The sequence below is a fragment of the Streptomyces sp. CB03234 genome, assembly GCF_001905885.1.
Classification (GTDB): domain Bacteria; phylum Actinomycetota; class Actinomycetes; order Streptomycetales; family Streptomycetaceae; genus Streptomyces.
On the sequence record NZ_LIYH01000005.1, the window covers coordinates 700398 to 722259 of the forward strand.

The 21862-nt window shown below is 70.2% G+C and carries 21 protein-coding genes and 1 pseudogene; 5 read left to right on the forward strand and 17 right to left on the reverse strand.

The genetic code is table 11. The features are described 5' to 3' along the window. Nucleotides 1–560: pseudogene (locus tag AMK26_RS38035) on the forward strand (glutamate--tRNA ligase); the annotation flags it as partial. Nucleotides 561–567: 7 nt separating this feature from the next. Here AMK26_RS38035 and AMK26_RS24600 read toward each other — a convergent pair. Genes AMK26_RS24600 through AMK26_RS24640 form a run of 9 tightly spaced genes read right to left on the reverse strand, consistent with a single transcriptional unit; the run spans nt 568 to nt 9818 of the window. Next, nucleotides 568–1554: a glycosyltransferase gene (locus tag AMK26_RS24600; protein ID WP_073756868.1), complete on the reverse strand. Its 987-nt coding sequence runs from the start codon at nt 1552–1554 to the stop codon at nt 568–570. Next, nucleotides 1551–2165: an HD domain-containing protein gene (locus AMK26_RS24605; RefSeq protein WP_073756869.1), complete on the reverse strand. Its 615-nt coding sequence runs from the start codon at nt 2163–2165 to the stop codon at nt 1551–1553. Before AMK26_RS24605 ends, AMK26_RS24600 begins: the two co-directional genes overlap by 4 nt. 5 nt (nt 2166–2170) lie before the next feature. Continuing rightward, complete coding sequence (locus tag AMK26_RS24610; protein ID WP_073756870.1) at nt 2171–3886, reverse strand: carbamoyltransferase family protein; 1716 nt, start codon at nt 3884–3886, stop codon at nt 2171–2173. A gap of 17 nt (nt 3887–3903) precedes the next feature. Continuing rightward, nucleotides 3904–4695, reverse strand: coding sequence for a radical SAM protein (locus tag AMK26_RS24615; RefSeq protein WP_073756871.1), 792 nt, complete (start codon nt 4693–4695; stop codon nt 3904–3906). 17 nt (nt 4696–4712) lie between these two features. Then, nucleotides 4713–5831: a hypothetical protein gene (locus AMK26_RS24620; protein ID WP_073756872.1), complete on the reverse strand. Its 1119-nt coding sequence runs from the start codon at nt 5829–5831 to the stop codon at nt 4713–4715. Beyond that, a complete protein-coding gene (locus AMK26_RS24625) occupies nt 5831–6940 on the reverse strand; it encodes a radical SAM protein (protein ID WP_073756873.1) in 1110 nt (369 codons plus the stop codon). The genes AMK26_RS24620 and AMK26_RS24625 overlap by 1 nt, the downstream gene beginning before the upstream one ends. 3 nt (nt 6941–6943) lie before the next feature. Further along, on the reverse strand, nt 6944–7942 hold the full coding sequence (locus AMK26_RS24630) for a D-2-hydroxyacid dehydrogenase (RefSeq protein WP_073756874.1): 999 nt from the start codon (nt 7940–7942) through the stop codon (nt 6944–6946). After that, complete coding sequence (locus AMK26_RS24635; RefSeq protein ID WP_073756875.1) at nt 7939–9249, reverse strand: glycosyltransferase family 4 protein; 1311 nt, start codon at nt 9247–9249, stop codon at nt 7939–7941. The genes AMK26_RS24630 and AMK26_RS24635 overlap by 4 nt, the downstream gene beginning before the upstream one ends. 44 nt (nt 9250–9293) lie before the next feature. Then, the gene (locus AMK26_RS24640) at nt 9294–9818 is read right to left on the reverse strand and encodes an ATP-binding protein (protein ID WP_107421033.1); all 525 of its coding nucleotides are present in this window, start codon (nt 9816–9818) and stop codon (nt 9294–9296) included. A gap of 204 nt (nt 9819–10022) precedes the next feature. Between AMK26_RS24640 and AMK26_RS24645 the strand changes: the two genes are divergently transcribed. After that, complete coding sequence (locus tag AMK26_RS24645; RefSeq protein ID WP_073756877.1) at nt 10023–11468, forward strand: carph-isopro domain-containing protein; 1446 nt, start codon at nt 10023–10025, stop codon at nt 11466–11468. 10 nt (nt 11469–11478) lie between these two features. Continuing rightward, complete coding sequence (locus AMK26_RS24650) at nt 11479–12432, forward strand: FAD-dependent oxidoreductase (RefSeq protein WP_073756878.1); 954 nt, start codon at nt 11479–11481, stop codon at nt 12430–12432. A gap of 124 nt (nt 12433–12556) precedes the next feature. On the opposite strand, the gene AMK26_RS24655 is transcribed toward AMK26_RS24650, so the two are convergent. Both AMK26_RS24655 and AMK26_RS36780 read right to left on the reverse strand, forming a co-directional pair. Continuing rightward, on the reverse strand, nt 12557–12748 hold the full coding sequence (locus AMK26_RS24655; RefSeq protein ID WP_073756879.1) for a hypothetical protein: 192 nt from the start codon (nt 12746–12748) through the stop codon (nt 12557–12559). 49 nt (nt 12749–12797) lie between these two features. Further along, a complete protein-coding gene (locus tag AMK26_RS36780; RefSeq protein ID WP_143608619.1) occupies nt 12798–13310 on the reverse strand; it encodes a hypothetical protein in 513 nt (170 codons plus the stop codon). A 387-nt stretch (nt 13311–13697) separates the two neighbouring features. On the opposite strand from AMK26_RS36780, the gene AMK26_RS24660 reads away from it, so the two are divergent. Then, entirely contained in the window at nt 13698–14051 is a 354-nt protein-coding gene (locus tag AMK26_RS24660) for a DUF317 domain-containing protein (RefSeq protein ID WP_073756880.1), read from the forward strand. A 167-nt stretch (nt 14052–14218) separates the two neighbouring features. Next, the gene (locus AMK26_RS24665) at nt 14219–15040 is read left to right on the forward strand and encodes a DUF317 domain-containing protein (protein WP_073756881.1); all 822 of its coding nucleotides are present in this window, start codon (nt 14219–14221) and stop codon (nt 15038–15040) included. Between the two features lie 292 nt (nt 15041–15332). Here the strand turns inward: AMK26_RS24665 and AMK26_RS24670 are convergent, their stop codons facing one another. The 6 genes from AMK26_RS24670 to AMK26_RS24695 form a co-directional block, all read right to left on the reverse strand. Then, on the reverse strand, nt 15333–15713 hold the full coding sequence (locus tag AMK26_RS24670; RefSeq protein ID WP_073756882.1) for a hypothetical protein: 381 nt from the start codon (nt 15711–15713) through the stop codon (nt 15333–15335). A gap of 108 nt (nt 15714–15821) precedes the next feature. Next, a complete protein-coding gene (locus tag AMK26_RS24675) occupies nt 15822–17558 on the reverse strand; it encodes a relaxase/mobilization nuclease domain-containing protein (RefSeq protein ID WP_073756883.1) in 1737 nt (578 codons plus the stop codon). Beyond that, nucleotides 17555–17908: a plasmid mobilization protein gene (locus AMK26_RS24680; RefSeq protein WP_241838045.1), complete on the reverse strand. Its 354-nt coding sequence runs from the start codon at nt 17906–17908 to the stop codon at nt 17555–17557. The genes AMK26_RS24675 and AMK26_RS24680 overlap by 4 nt, the downstream gene beginning before the upstream one ends. A 357-nt stretch (nt 17909–18265) precedes the next feature. Then, the gene (locus AMK26_RS24685) at nt 18266–19552 is read right to left on the reverse strand and encodes a hypothetical protein (protein WP_198944149.1); all 1287 of its coding nucleotides are present in this window, start codon (nt 19550–19552) and stop codon (nt 18266–18268) included. A gap of 231 nt (nt 19553–19783) precedes the next feature. Further along, a complete protein-coding gene (locus tag AMK26_RS24690; protein ID WP_073756886.1) occupies nt 19784–20485 on the reverse strand; it encodes an ATP-binding protein in 702 nt (233 codons plus the stop codon). After that, a complete protein-coding gene (locus AMK26_RS24695) occupies nt 20482–21414 on the reverse strand; it encodes a hypothetical protein (protein ID WP_073756887.1) in 933 nt (310 codons plus the stop codon). The genes AMK26_RS24690 and AMK26_RS24695 overlap by 4 nt, the downstream gene beginning before the upstream one ends. Between the last annotated feature and the right edge of the window lie 448 nt (nt 21415–21862).

A 21862-nucleotide genomic window follows, 5' to 3' on the forward strand; every position in this document is an offset into this window, starting at 1 on the left:
GGATCGAGGACGTCAACACCGCGCCGGCCTTCTTCGACGTGAAGAAGCTGACGGCGTTCAACGGCGAGTACATCCGCGCCCTTTCACCGGAGCAGTTCGCCGCCGCCTGCGCGCCGTGGCTCGTCGCCCCGTACGCGCCGTGGCGGCCGGAGGCGTTCGACAAGGACGTCTTCGAGGCGGCGGCTTCCCTGGCCCAGACCCGGCTGGCGCTGCTTTCCGAGATCACCAGCTATGTGGACTTCCTGTTCCTCGACGAGCCGGTCGAGGACGAGGCGTCGTGGAACAAGGCGATGAAGGCGGGCGCCGGCGACATCCTGTCGGACGCCCGCGCCGAGTTGGCCGACGTCGCGGACTGGAAGGCGGACGACCTGAAGGCCGTCCTGCTCGCCGTCGGGGAGAAGCACGGGCTGAAGCTGGGCAAGGCCCAGGCGCCCATCCGGGTCGCGGTCACCGGCCGGACGATCGGACTCCCGCTGTTCGAGTCCATGGAGCTGCTCGGCCGGGACCGCGTGCTGGCCCGTCTGGAAGCTGCCAGCAAGAAGCTGGTCGCGCAGGCTTAGCCGCTGGTCAGGCGACCTGCGTCAGGAGGTTGCCCCAGGCGTCGCCGAAGTAGTTCAGGTCGAACCGGGCCAGGGCCTCGTGCCCCGCCTTGGCCTCGGTGTGGCGTGCCGCCGCACGCTCCCGGACCTGTGCCGGGAGACGGCGGAGGTCCGGGGCCGGCTGGCCAGCCAGTGCGGCGAGGTCGCCCAGGCCGGCCACCGGACGGATGAGGCAGGGCAGGCCGAGGAGTAAAGCCTCGGCGGCGCAACGGCTCCAGCCCTCCCGCATGCGCGGGAGGAAGACACCGACGTCACAGGCGCGCAGCAGACGCAGGTACCGCTCGCGTTCGACGTCGTAGTGCGCGCTGTCGAGGCCGATGGTGTTGCTGCCGCTGGTGATCACCCGCAGTCCGGGAACGCCGGCCAGTGCTGCGGAGACCTCCTCGGTCCCCTTCCAGTGCACGGCCTTGCCCGCGTAGACGCCGATCACGTCGGGTTGTAGGCCGAACTCGGCGCGGCACTCGGCCCGGTCGTAACCGCGTGCCTGCTCTACTTCGGCCATGTCGAAGGCGTTGTAGATCACCCGTACATTGCGGACGCCTCGGGCGCGAAGCTGGTCGGCCCAGTACGGGGCGACGCACACGACGGCGGCGCACTGCGGCAGAACGCGGAACAGCCGCTCCCAGAGCATGGCCTCGATGGGGGCGGAGTCATGTTGGAGCGGCTCGTAGTGGTGCAGGAGGAACACCGTGCGGGCGCGCATCTCGGGCGTGAACAGCAGCAGGCTCAGGTCGTCCCACACGAAGGTGCCGGTGGTGCCGTGCAGTGCCCGTATGGAGGGTGCCAGGCGGGCGAGGTGGCGGAGCTTGCGCCAGCGGCGGACCCGGTAGGTCCGCTTGTGGTCCGGGACGGTGCGCCATTCCACGTCGTCGGCCGTCACCTCATGGAGCATCCGCAGGTAGACCCGGCCGCCGGTCCGGCCGACCGGCTCCATCGAGTAGACGACCCGTTTCACGGACGTACCTCCTGTATGTGGTGGACGTACTCGGCGTGCAGGCGCGCGTGCATGGTCTCCAGATGGGGGCCGAGGTCACGGGCGGCGTCGGCGAGGGGGAGGTGGAAATCGCCCAGGGTCTGGAGGAACCGTCGGCGTCGGTCGAGGTTCGGGGACGCGGCGAGGTCGCGCAGGTTGTGCAGGCGGTCGGCGAGCCGGACGAGGAGGTCCTCGGGCGGGAGCGCGGCTTGCTTGGCGCGCCAGCGGGTCTCGTCGCCGACGGACTTGCGGCGCTGTTCGAGGCGGTGGTCGGCCGTCATGTCACGCAGGCGGGCGGTGAACGGGCCGCCGAGGTGGTGGACGAGCAGTGCTTCCGACTCGGGCGCTACCTCCAAGGCGTCGTGCAGGAGGGCGAGGAGGAGGGGCTCGGGGCGCCGGACGCCGATCTCCGTTCGCAAGAGCCTGACGACGGCCAGCGGGTGCTCCAGGTATGGGGTGCCCTGGTCTCGGGTGTAGCCGTCGTAGACCGTGAGAGCGAGGCCGGCGGCCACGCGGGCGCGAGACTGCTCGTCCGGGCTCCACGCGGCGGCACCGAGCACGGTCAGGACATGGCCGAGATCGATGGGGTCCATCCGCCTCACCTCGTACCAGCGGACGCGGCACGGGGATCGGGGACGTGGTCGGCGAGCAGCAGGGTGTCCCCGACGGCGAGGGCGTCGAGGCGCAGCTCCACCGTCGCCGCCACGGCTTGCTCAGCGGTCCGCAGGATCGGGGCGCCTTTGCGGTTGAAGGATGTGTTCAGCAGCAGCGGCAGTCCGGTGAGGTCGCGGAACTGCTCAAGGAGATCGCGCAGGCCCTGGTGGTCGGCGGCGACGGACTGGACGCGGGCGGTGCCGTCGTGGTGGGTGACCGCCGCGACTCGGTCGGCTCGGCACCGTCGGACGGTGGCGACACGGTTCATGAACGGGTCGCCCGCCGACATGAACCATTCCGTGGCGTGCTCGGCGAGGACGGCCGGCGCGAACGGGCGGTACGCGGCTCGCTTCTTGATCGCGTTGAGTCGGTCCCTCGTGGCGGCGTGACCGGGGTGGGCGAGGATCGAGCGATGGCCGAGGGCACGCGGCCCGAATTCAAGCTGCCCCTGCACCCAGCCGACGATGCGGTGCTCGGCGAGCAGTGCCGCCACTGTGGCCGGCAGTCCGAGCCCGAGGTGGGGCAAGGCGTGATAGCCGGGCGGCACCGTTGTCGTTGGCAGCGCGTCCGGGTTCGGGCCCCAGGCCGCGTCGGTCGGCACCGGCAGGCGCACCTGCCCGAGCTGGTAGTGCCAGCCGTAGAGCGCGGCCCCAACGGCTGTGCCGGCGTCGTGCGGGGCCGGTGCGACGAAGAGGGTGTCGAAGCCGCTGTCGGCGGCCAGCTGGCCGTTGAGGTGGGAGTTCAGGGCGCATCCGCCGGAGAACACCAACGTTGAGGCCCGAGTGAGTCGTTGCAGGTGGCGGGCGATGTGGACGACCGATTCGGCGAAGACCTCCTGGACGGCGGCGGCCAGGTCGGCACGCTTGTGTTCCGGCTGTTCCGCGACGTTGTCGGCGGTCCAGGCCCGGCCATCGAGCAGCAGCGGTGTGCTGCTGTCCGCCGCACCCCACGGATGATCGATGCGGACCTCGCCCTCGTCTCCGAGCCGGACCAGTTCGCGGACGTGTGCGCCGTAGCGCTGGGGATCGCCGAAAGCGGCGAGCGCCATCATGCTGCCCTCGGGCTCGTCGCCGGGTGGGATCACCCTCAGGGCGAGGTTCCGGTAGAAGTGCCCGAGGGAGGAGTGGACGCGCCGAGGCCCGACCGGGCCCGGCACGACGGCCGGCATGCCCTGGTGGAGGCGGTCGATGCGATCAGGCCACAGGTCGTACCCCGTGATGCGCTCCCGGCCAGGGCCGAAGTCGGATCCCAGGGAGGAGCCGCCGGCGTCGATGACGAGGCCCGCGGCGTGCTCGTGCCCGGAGAGCAGGTAGCCGGAGAGCACGTGGGCCGTGTGGTGGGAGAGGAGGCGGAGGTTTTCGCCGAGCGGGGCGGGCAGGAGGGCGGCGAGTTCCTCCCGCTCCTCGGCCAGCCACCAGCCGGCCGCGGGGTTGGGACGCATGGAGGCCGCCCAGACGGCGTCCACGTCCTTCGGTTCGATGCCGGCGGCCTCCAGGCACCACTGGAGTGCGCGGGTAGGGGTGGTGAGTGTGCCCTTGCGGGTGGGGTGGTTGTGCTTGACGCCGCTCCAGCGCTCCTCTTCAGCCGCGTAGATGCGGCCGTCGACGACTAACGCGGCGGCCGTGTCGTGGTGGAAGTTCAGTCCGAGGACTGCGGGCATGGTGGTGTACCTCCCGATCAGACGGTGAGGGCGGGGACGAGTGCGGCGCCGGAGTCGGTGTACTCGTGGCAGCGCAGGCAGAACCGGAAGTGGTGCCTCCGGGGCGCGAACACCTTGGCCGCGAAGTCCTCGTCCCAGATGCTGAACTCGCTGTCGTCCTTCGCCATGGCGTTGAAGCAGCGGTAGCAGGACCCGTCCATCTCGATCATCAGGTGCTGGTCGAGGTAGCGGTCGCAGAGGCCGCGCAGCACGTTCGCGGGCTGGCCGACGTCGACGTGGTGCACGTGGTTGGTGACATGGATGGCGCCGTACTTCTCGCACAGCGTCCCGAGCTGCGTGAGCCGCGTGGAACTGATGCCTTCCAGGACGCTGTTGACGACCACGGTCTTGCCGGCTTCGCGGAGGCGGGGCACGACGGCATGCACCTCGTCGTAGTTCCCGTGTTCGTCGTCGCAACCGATGAGTATCTGGTCGTAGGAGCGGAGCGTCGCGTCCATGATCGGCTGGTTGCGGGCCAGGGTGATGGCGTTCGTGCCCAGGACCATGACCTTGTCCGGCAGCCGCGTGCGGGCGGCGTCGCTGAGCGCCGGGAAGTCCCGGTGCACGGTGGGTTCGCCGCCGTTGATGTGCAATTGCTGGAAGGGGATGGTCTCCAGCCGGGTCAGGACGGTGGAGAACAGCTCCAGGGACATGTTCTCGCCCTGGGCGCCGTCGGCGAAGATACAGAAGTCGCAGTGCCGGTTGCACTTCGTGGTGATCTTGACCTTCGCCGTTTTGAGGGTGCGGGGCACCGGCGCACGCGCGGTCATTGGCGAGACTCCTTGGGTCAGAGGTGGACGTCGTCGGGTGTGAAGCTGAGGAAGTCCTGGACGGTGGTCTTCTGCTGGTGCCAGCGCGCGAGGGTCACGCGCAGCGTGTCGGCGGTGGTCGGTCCGGTCGGGATCAACGCCGCCATACGGGCGGCCAGCCGCTGGGCGGCAGTCGCCTCGTTTGCCGCGAGCACGGTCAGCGTTTGCGTGGCGGAGCGGAGTTCCTTCGCCTCCCGCCGGATCAAGTACTCGGTCGCCACACCGGGCGGCGGATCGAGGTAGTACAGCCAGCGGGCGACGCGTACACGGAGCATGCCGACCGTCATCACCCAGTCAGTACGAGCGTGCTCATGTCCCTGGCCGTCTGGGCGGTCCCCGTCAGGAACGCGGCGCATGGCCGCCTCCAGGGCTACATGGGCCGCGCGGAGCAGGTGGCGCGGACTCCGTGGTCGGGCATCGGAGCGGTTCTCTGAGTGCCGGAGGAACAGCTCGGCGTATCCGTCCAGTCCCTCCGGCCGCCACTGGGTGAGGGCCGCCGTCTTTCCGGGGCAGCGCGTCCGTGTCGCGAGTGCGGCGGCAGCGAACCAGCACGGGGCGAGGTAGTGCCACGCCACGCAGTGGCGCCGGTACGCGGCGACGTCCTCGACCACGTTGTCCGTGCTGTCCGCAGCCAGCTGGTATCGACCGCCCATCCGGGCCTGGAGGATTCCCCGGTAGAACCGCTCATCGACCTCGCACCAGGGCGCCATCTGGGCCCGGGACTTCCAGCGCTGGAAGTCCCGCGCGCTGCCGCTGATCAGTGACCAGGTCGCGAGTTCGGGCGCAGAGACGAGTCGCCCGTCCGCTTCAGTCACGGTGAACGCGAAGCCGGGCGGGTGCTCCAGGAGACGTCGATGGAAGACTTCCCGGTCGACTGCGGCGGCGTGTGCAGCGGCCAGCCGGTGGTTCCACTCTTCCCAGTCGGCGGGGGCCTGGCGCAGGAGGACGCGTACGTCGATGTCGGAGTGCGGTGCCAGGAGGTCGGCCGGTTGCCACTTGTGGGTGAGCATCACGGCCCCGATGCCGTTGGCGTCCAGCTCGCGTTCGTACAGAGCGCCGAGCTCTTGGTACAGAGGCGGCGCGTCGACCACGACCATCACCGCTCCCCGGTGGTGGCGCGGGCGCAGGAGGGGCCGGCCGCTTCCGTTGGGAGGACGGGGAGCAGGGGCAGGACCGGAGTGCCTTCGGGGCGCTCCATTCTGTCCCAGCGCAGGTCGTAGTCGACGTAGTGGAAGCCCTGCCAGGCGTCGTTGGTGTTGCGGTCGAGCATGGCCTGGAAGAGGTGGGCGAAGGCGTCGCCGAGTGTGCCGTCGGCGAGGTGGGGCTTCAGGGGGATGTCGCGGTTGTGCAGGATGCAGGGTCGCGCCACTCCGGTAGGTGTGATCTTGATTCGGTTGGCGTCGGAGCAGGTGGCGCAGCTGGAGTTGGAGATGAAGCCGATCGACCCTGCCCAGCCGTCGGGACGGAGGTACTGCCCGGGGCTGCGGACGCCCAGCTGGTCCCGGGGGACTTCCCCGGCGTTGGCGAACCACTCGTGGAGGCGGTCGCGGACCTCTGCCTCGGTGATGAACTCGGTGTCGAACAGCGCCTGGGCGGGACCGATGTTCTGGAGTTCGATCAGGCGGACGGCGACGGGCAGGTCGCGGGCGAGTTCGGCCACGGCGAAGGCGTCGTCGAGGTAGGTGCGCTGAAGAACGCAGTTGATCTTCACTCGCAGGCCGAGGGAGAGGGCGGCGTCGAGGGTGCTCCGGGTGGTGCGCGGGTCGCCGCCGCCCATGATCGCGGCGGACCGCGCCGGGTCGAGGCTGTGGAGGCTGAGGTTGAGGTAGGTCAGGCCGGCGTGGTGGAGCTGTTCGACGCTCAGCCCACGGCGCAGGTTGCCGTGGCTGGTCATGCCGAGCGCGGCGTCGGGCCCGAGGCCGTCGGCGAGGCCCGCGATGACGTCGAGGATGTCGGCTCGGAGGGTCGGTTCGCCGCCGGAGCAGTGTGCCTTCCTGATCTTCCAGGTCCCGGCCTCGGTGGCGATGGCCGCGTAGTCGGAGGCAGTCAGGGGCCGGTCCTTGTGCCCGTAGTCCGGCATGCACCGGGGCTTGCAGAACACGCAGTCCAGGTTGCACAGCGAGTTCAGGGTGAAGGCCAGGTAGGGGTGGTTGCGGCCTGCGGCGGCGAAGGCGGCGGCCAGGTCGTCGTGGTCTGCGGTGGGCATTGGTCAGCCTCCTACGAGCGGAGAGCGGGTGGCGGGCGCCTCGGCCAGGCCGTTGAGGGGCTGGCCCGAGAGGTAGCGGTGCAGGTTGTCGGCGAAGAACGCCACCGCCCCGTCCATGTACGCGCGGCAGAACACCGAGCTTTTCGGGGTGAGTACGACCCGGGGGTGAAGCCGTAGCGGATGGCGTGCAGGCAGCGGTTTCGGGTCGAACACGTCCAGGGCCGCACCGCGCAGGTGGCCGGTGTCGAGGGAGGCCAGGAGGGCCGACTGGTCGACGGTTGCCGCGCGGCCGAGGTTGAGGAAGAGAGCGCGGGGCTTGCACGCCGAGAAGAGGTCGTGGTCGAAGTAGCGGTGCGTGGCAGGGGTCGCGGGCAGCAGATTCACCACGACGTCGGCGACGGACACCGCCTGGTGCACCGCCGTCGTGTGCACCCACGTGATCCCGCCCTCGGAAGCCGCAGGTGGTGTCCGGCGCACTCCGATGACGGTCATGCCGAAGGCCCGAGCGGCCTGGGCGAGGTGGCGTCCGACGCTGCCGCAGCCGACGATGGTCATCGTCGCCCCCGCCAGGTCGAAGAACTCCTCGGCCAGGTCGTCCTTCCACCAGGCACGGTTCCGCTGGACGCGCTGGCTGGTGAACAGCCCGCGAGAGAAGCCCAGGACCAGGCCCATTGCGTGCTCGGCCATGGGCCTGCCGTGGAAGCCGTACGAGCGGGTCAGGGCCACGCCGACGGAGTGCGCCTCGGCGACGGGCAGATGGTCCGTGCCGGCGGCCGGGGAAGCGATCCACTTCAGATGTGGCGCGGCGAACAGCCACGAGGGCACGAATCGCCACCCGAAGTAGACGTGTGCGTCGGCCAGCTGGTGCGGCACGGCCTCCTCGGTCGCCCTGCGGAACTCGATGCCGGGGAATGAGGCGGACAGCGCACGCTCGTGCTCGGAGGACAGCCGCCAGAAGGAGTGCGGGGACTCCAGGCTGATCAGCACAACCGGCTGGTTCATAGCGCGCGGCCCTCCGCGGTGGCTGACTGGGCCAGCGCCCAAGGGGCGATGCGGTCCATGACGGAACCGACGCTGGCCTCGTAGTCATGGCGGGAGCGCACCAGGGCCGCCCCGGCGCTCCGGAGTCGATCGCGTTCGCGGGGCAGGACGGTCAGGGCCCGGTGCAGGGCTGAGGCCAGCGACCTGGGGTCCTGCGGTGCGGCCGTGAAGCCGGTCTCGCCCTCGATGACGGTCTGAGCCAGGCCGCCGGCCGTGGTCGCGACCACCGGGCCCGCACCGGCTGCGAACGCCTCCAGGGGTATCCGGCCGAAGGGTTCCTCGCGAGAGGGAACGATGACCGCGCGCAGGGCCGGGCTGTGCAGCCAGGCACGGATCGCGGGGGTGAAGCGAGTGATCAGAGTCGCGTCCAGATCGTGCGCGCGGATGTCTGCCGCCAGGTCCTGCTGGTACGAGGAGGGGTGCTTGTGTTCCTCCGAGGTCACGGCAGCCAGCAGCAGGTGAGGAACGGGGACACCGCGTTCCTTCAGCAGACGCAACGCCTCCAGGAGGTCTTCGAAACCTTTCGTCGGGACTGCGCGGCCCATGGCGAGAAGGAATCCGGCACGGGCCTTGAAAGGCAGCGGCAGAGCCGTGGCCGGCCTGACCATCTCCTCACGGATCAGCCCGTTCGGGATGCTCACGATGCTCGACCGAGGGACGGCGTAGTTGACGACGAGGTGGCCTCGCATGTGGGAGGAGATAGCCCCGACACGCGCACCTCGGAGCGTCGCCGCTCGCAGGGCGTCCCGCTCCCAGCGGACGCGGGAGACATCCTTGGGCCGCGTCAGCGCGGTCGTGGAGCGCGGCACGAGCAGCAGGTCCGTGGTCGGCGACGTGTAGGGCGCGAGCCCGAGGAACGGGATGTCGAGGCCGACGATGAGGCACCGGCTCGCCAGCGCGGAGATGCGCATGGCCGCCTCGCCCGCCAGGTCGCACAGCTGAACCGAACCGCGGACCGAGTCCGGCGGCGCGTTGACCTTCGGGATCGTGATGACCTCGGCCGCGGCCTGCCGCAGCATCTGCCGCACCTCGCCGACCCACCGCTGATTGTGCGCTCCCGCGGTCTCGGGCACGTGCGGGGTGATCACCGAGAGGCGGCCTGTCGGCAGGAGCCGGGCCAGTGCCGTGAGGAAGGCGCGGTTGCTGAAGCCGGTGCCCGACTCCGCGCCGTAGAAGCCCTCGTGGAGAGCGACGACGACCCTGGGCTGACGAGCGGCCTCCGGCACAGCCGTGCGTGAGGGTGGGGAAGTCGCGTGGTCGATGCGCACTGTGTGGTGCCTCCTTGGAGGACGGGTTTGGGCAGGCGTGGACATCAGGCGCCGGCGGACGAGGAGCACGGCCTGTGGGTGAGTCGGCACCAGGCACGGGAGCCGCTGGTGCCAGTCGTCAGCGACCAGGCATCGGCCAAGGCATCGACGATGGCCAGTCCCCGCCCTGATTCGGCCTGCTCGTCGGGCGCGGTAGGAGACGCGGGTGCCGGGCGGGAACAGCCGCCGTCGGTGACGGTGATCTCGATCTCCAGGCCGCCGCTGGCCAGACTCCTGCGGTCGACGCACAGAACCAACGGAGGACTGCCCGAGACGAAGGCGTTCGTCGCGAGCTCCGACCCGATCAGGCGGGCGTCAGCGAGTACGTCCGTCTCAGTACCACGCAGCGCCAGCGTCACGGCGCCCCGGGCGACCTCGGCCGCTTCCGGTCCGTACGGCAGATCCGTGATCAGGGTGGTCGTGCCGTCGTCAGCGACGAGCCCGCGTCCGGGGGCGGAGGTTGGTCGTTCGGCGTCACGGTCCAGCACATCGCCCGGTCGGCCTGGGGAGGTGCTCGTGTGCTGTCTCAAGGCCCACCTCTTTCTCCGTCGGCTCGGAAGACGGGCGCCTCCGCCGAGATCCAAGAACACAGGAGGGGGACGGTCAGGCAGGACCCGATCAGTGGGTCAACTCGGTCAACTTCCATGCGACGGTGGTGAATCGTCCGTCCAGGGGCATCACCATGGGGCTCGTGAAGTGATGGGACGAACCACTGGAGCGAAGGGTGGTCGCACGTGGCACCGCAGACAGGCGAGCCCAACGCCGTACTGGCGGAGTGCCTCGACGAACTCGGGTGGAGCCCGAAGGCGCTCGCTCGCAAGCTCAACCGGGTCTTCGGCGCGGGGACGGTGGCCGAGTCGGCGCCGTACCACTGGCGGGACGCCGGCTCCCTGCCGCGCTCGCCGTTGCCGATGATGGCCGCCTACGTGCTCTCCCAGGAGCTGGGTAGGAATGTCTCGGTGGCCGAACTGTGGCAGGGCCGTGTGGGCGACTCGTCAGCGCTGGTCCCCGCGGACACAGATCTCGCGCGGCCTTGGACCGCGCAGGGCATGGAGGCGATCGTGGAGGACTGGGTGATGGGAGGGCTTGTCGACCGTCGCCGGTTCCTCGCGATCTCGGGCGCGGGACTCCTCGCGATCGTCGCCCAGTACCTCGACGGCACCGCGGGACGCGGTCAGTACACGCCTCGAATGACGTCGTCGCTCGGCACCGATCCGCTCGTGGACCAAGTGGAGCAGCATCTCCCCATGCTCCAGTTGCTCGATGACGAGCACGGAGGGGCACGTCATCTGCCCTACGTTGGAGCGCAGTTCCGGGCTGTCGGACTGCTGATTCGCGAAGGCGGCCACCCTCCGGCTGTCGCGAGCCGTCTGATCCGCGCGCTCGCGGAGATCGGTCAGCTGGCCGGCTGGATGGCCTTCGACGCGGCCGACCACGGACTGGCGCAGCGCTACTTCGTCACGGCGCTTCGGGCCGCCCATCAGGTCAATGATCTTCCCCTGTGTGCCCACATCCTGGGCGACCTGTCGTTCCAGGCGGCGAGTCGCGGACACCCCGCGGACGCCATCGCCCTCGGTGAGGCCGCCCGCCGTGCGAGCGACGCCGCCCCGCTGGCCGTCCGGGCGTCCGTCCTGTCCCGGCTCGCCTACGCGTACGCCGCCGCCGGCCGTGACAACGACTTCGCCCACACTCGTGGCGCTGCCCGCGAACTGATCGCAAGCCGGGACGGCCGCCAAGAAGAGCCCCGCTGGATGTACTTCCTCACCGACAACCACCTGGACTGCCAGGCTGGTTACGGCCTCATCCAGATGGGTCGTGCACAGCAGAAGGCGGAGAGCGGAAAGAAGAGCCGTCGCTTCCTCGCCCAGGGGACCGAGATGCTCAGGTCCGGGGCGTACGACGTGCCGCGCGGCGACCCAAGCCAGCGCCGAGCCATGTTCGAGGGAGCCTGGCTGGCCCTGGGACACAGCGCGCACGGAGACCTGGAGGCAGCCTGCGAGATCGGCCAGATCGCCGCCGACCGCCTCGATGTCGTCCGCTCGCCTCGCAGCGCGGCGCTGCTCCACCAACTTGCCGCCGACCTCCGTCGCCGACAGCGCAACCCTCACGTGCGCGGCTTCCTGCCAGCCCTGGAGAACGCCCTCGCCCAACACGCCCCATCGACGCAACCCGGCCGTTAGGGTCAGGTTCATGACCGCAGGGGAGCGCGTTGTCGTTGTCGGGGCTGGGGTGGCTGGGCTCACCACGGCCGTCGTTCTCGCCGAGGCCGGGGCTTCGGTGCACGTGATCGCCGAGCAGGTGCCGGGGGTCACGTCGCTGGCGGCCGGGGCGATGTGGGGGCCTTACCTGGTCGAACCGAAGGACAAGGTCGACCGGTGGGGACAACGGTCCCTGGAGATCTTCCGGGAGCTGGCCCATGACCCGACGACGGGCGTCCGGCTCACCAGTGGCATCGAAGCATCCCGCACGGCCGAAGCCGCGCCGGACTGGGCCACCACTTTGCCTGGCTTCCGACCGTGCGAGCGGGCCGAACTCCCGGCCGGGTTCACGGCGGGCTACCGGTTCACCGTGCCACTGATCGACATGCCCACCTACCTCGACTACCTCCTGCGCCGGCTCCGCGATGCCGGGGGTGTGGTCGAGCAGCGACGGCTGACCTCGCTCTCGGAGGCCGGTCTGGCTTCGGCGATCGTCAACTGCGCGGGCCTCGGGGCACGCGACCTGGTTCCGGACCCTGACCTCCAGCCCATCCGCGGTCAGCACGTCGTCGTCACCAACCCCGGGCTGACCGAGTTCTTCTCCGAGGACACCGGCCTCTCCCCGGACCTCATGTGCTTCTACCCCCACGGCGACACCGTGGTCCTGGGCGGCACAGCGATCGACGGCGAAGGCGATCTGGCCCCCGATGACAAGGCGGCTGCCGGCATCCTTGCCCGCTGTGCCGAGGTCGAGCCCCGCCTCGCCGAGGCCCGTGTCCTGGAGCACCGGGTCGGCGCTCGACCGACCCGCGCCACGGTCCGTGTGGAGGAAGAGGTGGGGGAGGCCGGCACCGTGGTCGTGCACAACTACGGGCACGGAGGCGCCGGCGTCACGCTGTCGTGGGGGTGCGCCGAGGAAGCTCGGAACCTGCTTTCGGCCAAATGATCTACGACTTCTTCGGAGGACGTTGAGGGAAGCACCGTCTGTGGTGTGACGCCGTGGATCGGGGTGGACCCCTCCGACGGCTGTCGCCGTCGGAGGGGAGGGGCGTGATCCCCTGTGCGCTCGCTCAGCGATCACCGTCCTCGTCGTCGCGGCCACCCGGAGGGGGCTGCCTCCGAAGAAGATCACGAAGTCGCTGGAAGACGCCGATCCACGTCGTGAAGAACTGCTCGACATCGCTGGCTAGTTTTTCGCCCATCACGACCACGAGGCTGATGAACCCAACCACCGCCAGCACCGACAGAGTGAGGCCGTTCACTGGTGTACCTCTCGAAACTACGGGCGTCAGCCGCCCGTAGCTGAACAGCTCAGGCAGCAAGCGCGCACATGTGGGAAGGGGCCGGCAGAGCAGCCAGTCCTCCCGGTGCCCGCGGTACCCGAGGCGCAGAAAGGCCGATCACCCCACACGGTGAGGACTCGTGCGGTGGTGCCTGAGATCCCAACTCGTAGCGGCCGGGTTCAAGACGCCCGGACAGCAGGTCTACTGTGGCGAGCCAAAACAGCGCGACGACCTTGCTGGCCGCCGCCAGCTCGTCGGGAGCTAGGGCGGGGCCAGTGCCCCAGATCGTGGTCGGCCGACTCACTGGCGTTGTGATCGAGGGAAGCCGGGTGTCCTTCTCGGCGGAAGAGAGGAGACGCCGCGCAAGATCAGCAGTTGCCCGCTGATCTTGCGCCTCGTCAAGGATTGCCTTCGCGTCCCTGAGGACCAAGGCGCTGCGCAGCAGCACCCCCAGCGAATGTGACTTTCCTGACCCAGCTGTGAACTGCACGACCCCGTGGCGAATGAGCTTGCCGCGCAGCTGAATTGCGGCGAACTGCAAGTCGTTCATCGTGGCCCGAGGGCTCGTCCCCGGGATTGGCCCCAACTGAACTAGCAAATTGAAATCAGCGAGAGGCTTGATAGATGTCGCGCGCGCGTACGACCCACGGACTTGGGGCGCGGCGTCTGCGGCATCGGACATAGCGCGCAGTCTAGGGGTTGGTCTTCCTGGGTGGGCCGGTTTCGGGCGGGCGCGTTTGTGGCCGATTGGCCAGCGGGTGACCACGGTACTGATGGCCACAGAACGTGAGATCCCACATGCCGCGATCTGCATCGCAGTTCGCTGGGGGCAGACAGCAAAGATCCGCGGATGACTGGCCAACGCCGGAGCGGCATGTGAACCTGGACGACCTTCTTGCAAAGCACCAGGTCAAAGAGGTGATTGCCCGTGACTGCGGCACCCCAGGGCCCCGGATGCTCCACCAGCGTCGAGGCCCTGCGGCTGCGTGCGTGGCTGCTCGGCCCGGGTCAGGCCACGCTCGTGATGGATCAGTTCTCCGCCGACGACTTTCACCTGGTCGTCGACGACCGCGCGGACGTACACGTCAACTCGAAGGATGGTCGCTTCTATCTCGGATGGTTTCCGTCCGGCCGTCCTGGTACCGACGGCGAGGGGTGGAAGATCGCCGTCACCGGTACGGCCAAGGTGCGCGGCTACCAGATGTCCTTCGACACCGAGACACCGGCCGATGTCGTCGCTGCCGCAGTTGCGCGCGTGCTGGAGACCTCCCAGCGCGTGTGACAGCCAGATGCTCGAGTCGGCGCCCTGGGGGAACCTGTCTCCGCCTGGTGAGGGCGAGACGGGGTAGCCCGGTCATCGGCCACCCAAGGCCGCCGCGAAGCCGGCCCGGCACCCCCCTCCAGCTTTACGCACCGCTGGCGGCATCAAGCCCCCCAGCCCCCAGCCCCTTGGAGGCGTACCTGCATTCGGATTTCCCGATCGATCCACCCGCTCCGGCCGGTGTTCCGTCCGCGTATTGGGTCGGGCCCCGGCATCTGGCCGGTGACGACGGATGCCTCTACGACGCCGTCGCTGACACCCTCGCTGGCCTGGGGTGGACGAGCCTGACGATCGTCCGCGGGCGCCAGGAGCCGGACGAGGCGCCGGAGGACCGTCAGGTCCTGCGCAGCACCGTCCTGCACTTCAGCCCCGACTCCCTGCGGTGGGCGCAGTGGGTCCTGCCGGACGAGCCGTTCCACCTGGGGAACCTGCCGATCGCCTGGCAAGTGTCCGCTCGTACGGACCCGAGCAGCCCGCTCGCCCACTGGTCGGCCTACTTCACCTCCGATGTCCCCGGGGAGATCCTCGCCGGCTTCCTTGCCGCGCTCGACGCCCAAGATCAGCCCGCCCTGCCGTGCGGTGGCCCCGAGCTGGTCCTCGACGCGGTAACGGCGCACGGGTGGCTGCGCGACATCGACCAGCCCGGCACAGGCGCGGTGGATCCAACGTTCGCCTCCCACATCCGCCTCGGTGAGGTGCCGCCCCTCATCCAGGATGGCCACCCACTCGCGCTGGTGGCTGAGGCTGACGAGGCGGCCCTGTCCGGGTGGCAGGCGTGGGCCGAACCGGTGCTCGGCGCGGGCTACCTGTGGGCGGCGTCCTTCGGCCCCAGCGTGCCGCACGACCTCGTCGCCGCCTTCGCCGACTCCCTCAGCTCCAGCGCACCGGTCCTGCGCCGGGTGCTGCCGGAGAGCACACGCGACCGGCTCCTGCGCGCTCCGGCCGGCTGAGGGCCATCCAAGGCATCGAAGGCGGGCCTCGCTTCGGGGAGGCCCGCCTTCGTGCTGCTGTGCCTTGGCCGGCGTCTGCGTGGCGTTACGGTCCGCGGTTACAGGGAGCGGTTCGTCACTGCGCCCCGTGCTTCATTCGAGGCAGCGCGTTGGACCGACTACCACCGCCCTGTGCTTCATTCGCGGCGGCGCGTTGGACCGGCTACCGCCTGAACTCCCACGGCTCGGTGTGTCAGAGGCTGGCTCCGCCTTGGGAGCGGAGCACCGCCACGTTGGACATGCGGGCCCAGGCTCAGAAGGCGTACGGGGCGAAGGGACGGACTGGTTCGACGATGAGCCCGAGGAGGTGATCGAGTTCGGCTCGCTCCTCCTCGTTCATGAGCTCGACGGCGTTGCCAAGCTTCTTCTCGGCGAGACGCTCCATGAACGGGGCCAGGAAGCGCTCCAGAGCATCCGGAGCTTCGTCCATCGTGCGCCGGTACTCCCGGTATCGCTTGAACTGCTCCTGTATCTCTTCGAACTCGAAGCGGGTGGCACTGAGGACGAGGGCCCGTTCCTCATTGCTGAACGGGCGCCCGTCGAGGTGGTTCCACGTGTTGGTTTCACGCTTGCGCTTGATGTCCGCGTCGCACAGCAGGACGACGATTTCGGGTCGGGCTTGGGTTGTGGGCATGCGGGTGCTCCTCACAGGAGTGGGGTGGGTGGGGGCATCAATGATCCGGAGAATCGGCGGTTTGCCCAACCGGCGATCGTCGGCTATGTTCCGCCAGTTCTTGGCTGGTCAGCGCCGACGGCTGGGGTCGGTTACGGCGCTGTTGGCCGGTCGCGTGGTGGGCGCCGGGGGTGCGGTGAGCCGAGTGCCTGGGGTGGCCGTTCCGTCGGGGCTTGCGGGTAGGGCCAGCAGGTGGGCGCCGCGGCGTAGTCGCCATACGAGGACGTCGCTGATGGAGTCAGCGGTATCGAGTTCGCGTCGTCGGGCGGCGTCGGTCAGTAGAACCGCCGGGTCATGGCCGGCCTTGCGGACGTCGTCGAGGGTGGCGGCCAAGGCGGCCCAGCCGGCCTCGGCACGGATGCGTTCGGCCAGATCTGGCAGGACTTGCTGGAGAAGCTCGGCTTGCCGCTGCCGAACACGGGGAGTCAGACGCTGGCCTCGCTGTCGGAGGGTGGCCATGGGCTGGGCTGCGGCGGTTTCGTAGGCTGCCCGAAGGTGTTCGGCTGCCTGCTGGGCTGCGGCAGCCTGCTGCGCGTGCTCCCTCTTTGCATGCCAGTTCGCCGCAGCGATGACGAGGAAGAAGGCCATGTCGATGAGCATGGCGGTGGTGGCGCCGTCTTCCCCTCGGCCCAGGGCGGGCCCGCTGCGGACGAGATCGCGGGCGGCCTGGCGCAGGGAGCGGTCGTGCCCGCGTACGGCCTTCACGTGGGAGCGGCTGGCCCGCTCGAACACGAACGCCGCCTCGCGCAGCTCAGCGCGGGTGTGGGCGGCGGAGGTCTTGGCCAGCGCGTCCAGCACCTCACCCGCCGCGGCGATCTGGGCCGCTGCCGAGCCGTCGTCACCGGCATCGATGATCAGCAGGGCCTGCCAGGTAGCGGCGGTGGCCCGGCGCCGCGCGAACGCGGGACCTGTCACGTCCGGCAGGGCGGGTTGCTCCAGCCGTGAGCCGTCCGCCGAAGCGGGCTCCGCGGGAAGCGTCCAGCGTTCGCGGATGCGGGGCAGGGACAGATCGGGTGCGAGCGTGGAGCCCGCGTAGAACACCGGCTCCTGCTCGCCGTTGCGGTCGTCGGGCAGCGCGACCTTGTAGCCGAACAGGTCACCGGAGGGCGCGACGCGCTTGCGTATGAGCAGGCCGGCGGCGGCCAGGCGGTCGAAGAACTCCTCCGTGGAGGCCGTGCCAGCAACGGCGCGGCGCACGGTCTCCCGCAGCTCCTCCCGCGCGGTACGCTCCCGGCCTTCCCGCTCTGCCTTGTGGCGTTCGGCGCTGGTAGGCCGCTGGGCGGCAGTGCCGTCGCCGGTGCTTAGGCGGCGCAGCCCGTAGTCGATCTCGATCTTGCGGGCTTCGGCCTGGGAGCGTTTGCCGTCCTGGCGAAGGCGGGCCTGGCGGCCGTCCTCACGGACGATGGTGGCGATGATGTGGATGTGGTCGTCGGCGTGCCGGACGGCCGCCCAGCGGCAGGCGGCTTCGTCGCCGTCGGGGGCGATACCGGTTGCGGCGACCATCCTGCGGGCTATCTCGCCCCACTGCTCGTCCGACAGGATCGGGTCTTCGGGGGCGGCGCGTACCGACAGGTGCCACACGTGCTCGGCGGGCCGCCGGCTCTCGGGCAGGGCCATCACCGGCTGGTCGAGCAGCCGCTGGAGATCGCCGTACGTGGCGCCGGGGTCTCGGCCGGGATCGGGGGCAAGACCGTCCCAGGCGGCCACCAGGTGCGGGTCGACGTGCTCCTCATGCGTGCCGGGCCCGTACAGGTAGTGGAGCAGGCCGATGGTGCGCGTGCCCCTGGCGTGGACGCGCGGGATCACGCAGCCGTCCTGTGGTCCAGGTACTGCTGGGTGAAGGCGTCGACACGCTTGGCGGCGCGCTGGACAGCGGCGAGGACCGCCTCGGCCTGCGGGGCGTCGGCTCCGGAGTTCAGCGCTTTGGCCACCTGGTTGAGGTTGTTGCCGATCTGCCCGAGGTGTCGCCGCAGCGCGAACAGCTCCTGCAGCATCTCTTTCTCGCCCGCGATGTCCGCAGCGGTGCGCTCCAGGTCGCGGGCAGCGTTGAGCGCCGAGCGGGCAAGGAACCCGGCCACGCTCATGTGGCACACGGCGGCTGCCCGGAGGAGGAGTTGGTACTCGTCGTCGTTCATGCGGCAGCTGGGCTGGTGCACACGCTTCTTCTCATCACGCAGACGTTCACGTTGCTGCACACGGGGCTTCGACGGGGCAGCGTGAGCGCAGTCGGTGCTGTTGCAGGGACGCGGTTCTTCCCTCTCAGGATGCGATCCGCCCTCGGTCGCATCCTGATGGGTCGGCGCCTCCCGGTGCCGATCCGCTCCCGCCGCTGCCGACGTGGGAGAGGCAGGAGCATTGCTACCGACGGGAGCAATGCTCCTGCACCAACTTGCTCCGCCTGGGGCAGGATTAGACGGCAGGGATTCCTCGGGAGCCATGGGGTCTTCGTGGTGCGGGGTCTGCATGGGGCCTTTCGGGTCGGGGTGTGGTCGGGGGCGCTGGTGCTGCGGGGATCAGCGGGGTGGATGGTCGGCTGCGGCTTTGAGCTGGGCCTTGAACTCGCGGACGACTCGTCCGACGCCGTCGCTGGAGACGGTGTAGCCGGCGGCGCGCAGGGCGTCCTCGACCCGGTCGCGTCCGACGCTGCCGGTCTCCTCGTAGATGCGGCGAGCGTGCTTGAGGATGACCTCGTCGGAGGCACGGGCTTTGCCAGCGTCGCGTTTCTTCCGGGCAGCCGGTTTCCGCTCGCGCCTGCCCGAAGGGCTGCCCGAGGTCTTGCCCGTGAGCGCCCGGCTGTCTTCAGTTCCTGCCCGTGCGGGCGGCCCGGGCTCCGGGCGGGCAGGCTGTGGGCGGGCAGACGGAGGCACTTCGTCGTCGCCCAGGTCTGATGGGTGTGGGCGGGCAGCGTCCTCTGCCCGCGGCAGTGCTTCCGGGCGGCCGGGGCGCGGGCGGCTGTGCCCGGATTCGCGGGTGGGGGACGAGGCCGGAATCTGCCAGCGCGGCGGCAGCGTGATGGAGGCGAGGCCGAGGGCCTGCTTGCGGGTGGCGAGCTTGCGCAGCAGCAGCTTGTCCTGGAGCGGGTCGCTGTCGACGCCGGCCCGTTCCAGGGCCTCGTGCAGGCGTTCTGCCAGGCGTCGTTGCCGCCGCTTGCCACGCTGGTGGTCGGTCATCGACTCGGCGCGCAGGATCAGGGCGACGGCTTCGCTCAACGCGCGGTCGCGGATGAGGCGGGCGGCATCGGCGTCCTGGTCGGCGATGCCGAGCCGGGCCAGTAGGCGTTCGCGTGCCTGGCGGACGAGAACGGCGGCCAGGCCGCGTGAGGCGGCGTCGGGGGCACGGTGGCGCAGCTCGATGCCCATGGCCAGGTGCCACAGCATCGCAGCCATGACCGGGCCGACGAAGGCCCGCACGGTGCCACCGACGAGCCCGGACTCGGCGTAGGCGGGCAGAACCTGGACTGCGGTGATGACCCAGGTGAGGGTGCCGGGCAGGCCGGGGGCCTGCTTCGGGCCGTTGAGGTTCTGCCGGGCCATCAGGGCGGTGGCGAACAGGGCCAGCTCGGCGGCGGCGAACATCGCGACGCGCTCGGCGGTGCCGCCCATGCCGAGGTAGTCGGCGGCGAACCGCCAGCTGGTGTCCGCGCTGTACGCGGTGCAGCCGAGCGCGGCCACGGCCGCGACCGGCACCGCGACAGTCCCGCGCCAGCGGTTGGTCTGATGCCGCCGGCGGCGCTGCTGGCGGATCAGCCACACGGCGAGCAGGACGAGCAGCACGGGCGGGATGAGGAGCGCCACGGTCATCACCGGGGAGGTGGCCCAGTCAGCGAGGAGCGGCGTGCCGCTGATCCGTATGGCGAGGTGGACGGGGCTGTGAGGAGGCAGGAGGGGGCTCCAAGGCGTCGAGGATTGAGGGCGAGGGCGAATCGACGGAGCGCTGAGCAACCGCCTGCGCCAGTGGCTGGCGCGGGCGGGGCTGGTGTGAGCGCGGGTGATGCGGCGGGGTCGGCCAGGAGAGGGCGCTGAGGCGGCCAGTCAGGCGGCGGGCGCTGTGCGGCGTCGTCGATCGGGGCCGTCGAGGATGACGCGCTCCGTCATCTCGGCGAGGCGGGAGGCGACGCGGTCACCGAGGGTGACGCGCAGCTGCTCCATCGGAAGGTTGGTCGTGATGAGGGTCGGGAGCATGTGCTCGTACCGGTGATTGATGAGCCGGTAGGTCAACTCCTCGGTCCATTCGCTGGTCTTGGCCGCGCCGAGGTCGTCCAGGAACAGCAGCGGGCAGCGCGCCAGGGTCTGCAGCTCACGTTCGGCGTCGTGGCCGGCGCGGGGGCGCAGGCGCGCGTGGAAGTCGGCGGTGGTGGTCGCTTCCCAGCGCAGACGGACCCCTCGGGCGAGCAGGGTGCGGATGGCGCCGTACGCCTGGTACGTCTTGCCGGTGCCCGTGGGGCCGGCGATCAGCAGCGACGGGCCTTCGGCGATGCCCGGCCCGCCGGGGCCGGGGCGTCCGGCGCGGGCGATCTCGTCGGCCCAGGCGGTGACCTTCGGGTGGTCGGCCAGGGCTCGGCGGTAGCGGGCTGGGATCCTGGCGTCGGCGAGTTCCAGCGCGGTGACGGGCTCGGCGTGCCCTTCCTCGACGGCGGCGGTGGCGAGGTCGATGCCGCGACTGGCAAGGATGCCGTTGAGCCGGTCGGCGAGCGGGCCGACCCGGTGGGGCTCGCGGGTGAGGGTGGCGGTCAGAGGTCACCTCCGTAGGCGGCTTCGGCATCGGCGGGGTTTGTCCACGCCCTGTGGACAACCGGCGCGGCGGGGGCCGCGTTCATGACCTCGTGCACGAGGCTCGGCAGAGTGCTGGGGTGCAGGCCCTTGGCGCGGTGCCGTTCCAGGCCGGCCCGGATGTGGGCGGGGGCGATGCCCTCGCCGAGCAGCTTGCGCACCTCGCGAGCGAGATGGCCCAGGACGTCCTTGGGCGGACGGTGTGTGCAAGCGGCGGCGTACTCGGCGATGAGCTCGTTGGCCGAGACGGCGTGCGGTGCGGGGGCGCTTGCGCCCCCCGAAGGGGTATTTCCTAGATCCATGATCCTAGGTCCTAGATCCGGACGCTGAAGTGTCACCGCTCCCTCACGGAGCCCTCCCCGCTGCCTCACGGAGGGCTCACGGAGATCGTTCTGACCTGCTGTTTCATCATCGGCGACCGGATTCACCGCAGACTCGCGCATTCGCCCGGAGTCCTCACGGAGGGCTCCGTGAGGCTGCGGTGCGGGCTCCGTGATGCCGACTCCCGCAGCTGGCGCGCCGACGCCGGGCGCGGTGCGAGTCTGCGTGTCGTGGTGCGGGCAGGCGGGAAGACGGCTCGCGCTGGGGCGATTGATCTTCTGATGCTGCCGCCAGGTGACGATGTGCAGGTAGCGCTTGTCGCCCGGACCCTTGTAGCGGCATATCAGCCCAGCGTCGGCGAGCTGGGCGAGGTCCTGCTCGACAGCGCCAGGCGTGTGTTCCGGGCGCAGAACCCACAGCTGCCCGGCGATGATCGCGGCGTGGTCGCGGTGGCGCCCCTGGTCGTCAGCCTGGGTGAGCAGGCCGAAGAAGGTGCGCTCGGCGGTCAGGGAGACGGCGGCCAGTGACTCGGAGACGAAGGCTTCCGGCTTGATGGTGCGGATTCGTGCCAAGAGGGGCGGTCCTCACTCGGTGGCCGGTGGGCTGGGCGCCCACGGTTCACCGTCGGTCGGGGCGGAGACGGGTGTGAAGGGCGGGGATGTCCGGCCGTTGACGCGGGAGCGTTGATGGCCGCTCGCGCTTTCCGGGGTGTCGTCAACATAGCCACACCCACGGCGCGCAAGTCCAGCCCTATCCGGCGCAATCTCTCACGGCAGAAATGCCGCTGGAAATCGAGACGGAGAGGGCGGTGCGAAAACGGTAGGGCACGATCGGCGGTTGACCAAATAGTTGCCCCGCATCCCGAGCCAGAAGGATCACATCGGCAAGCCGTTGACGTCCTGCGAGCGACGAAGCTACAGCACAACACCCCACGTCAGAGAGGCTCTCTGGTGTCGGGGCCCGTTCGGGGATCCGGCCTTGCGCAGCACCCCGACCGCCTCGCTCACCGATTGAGCGCGG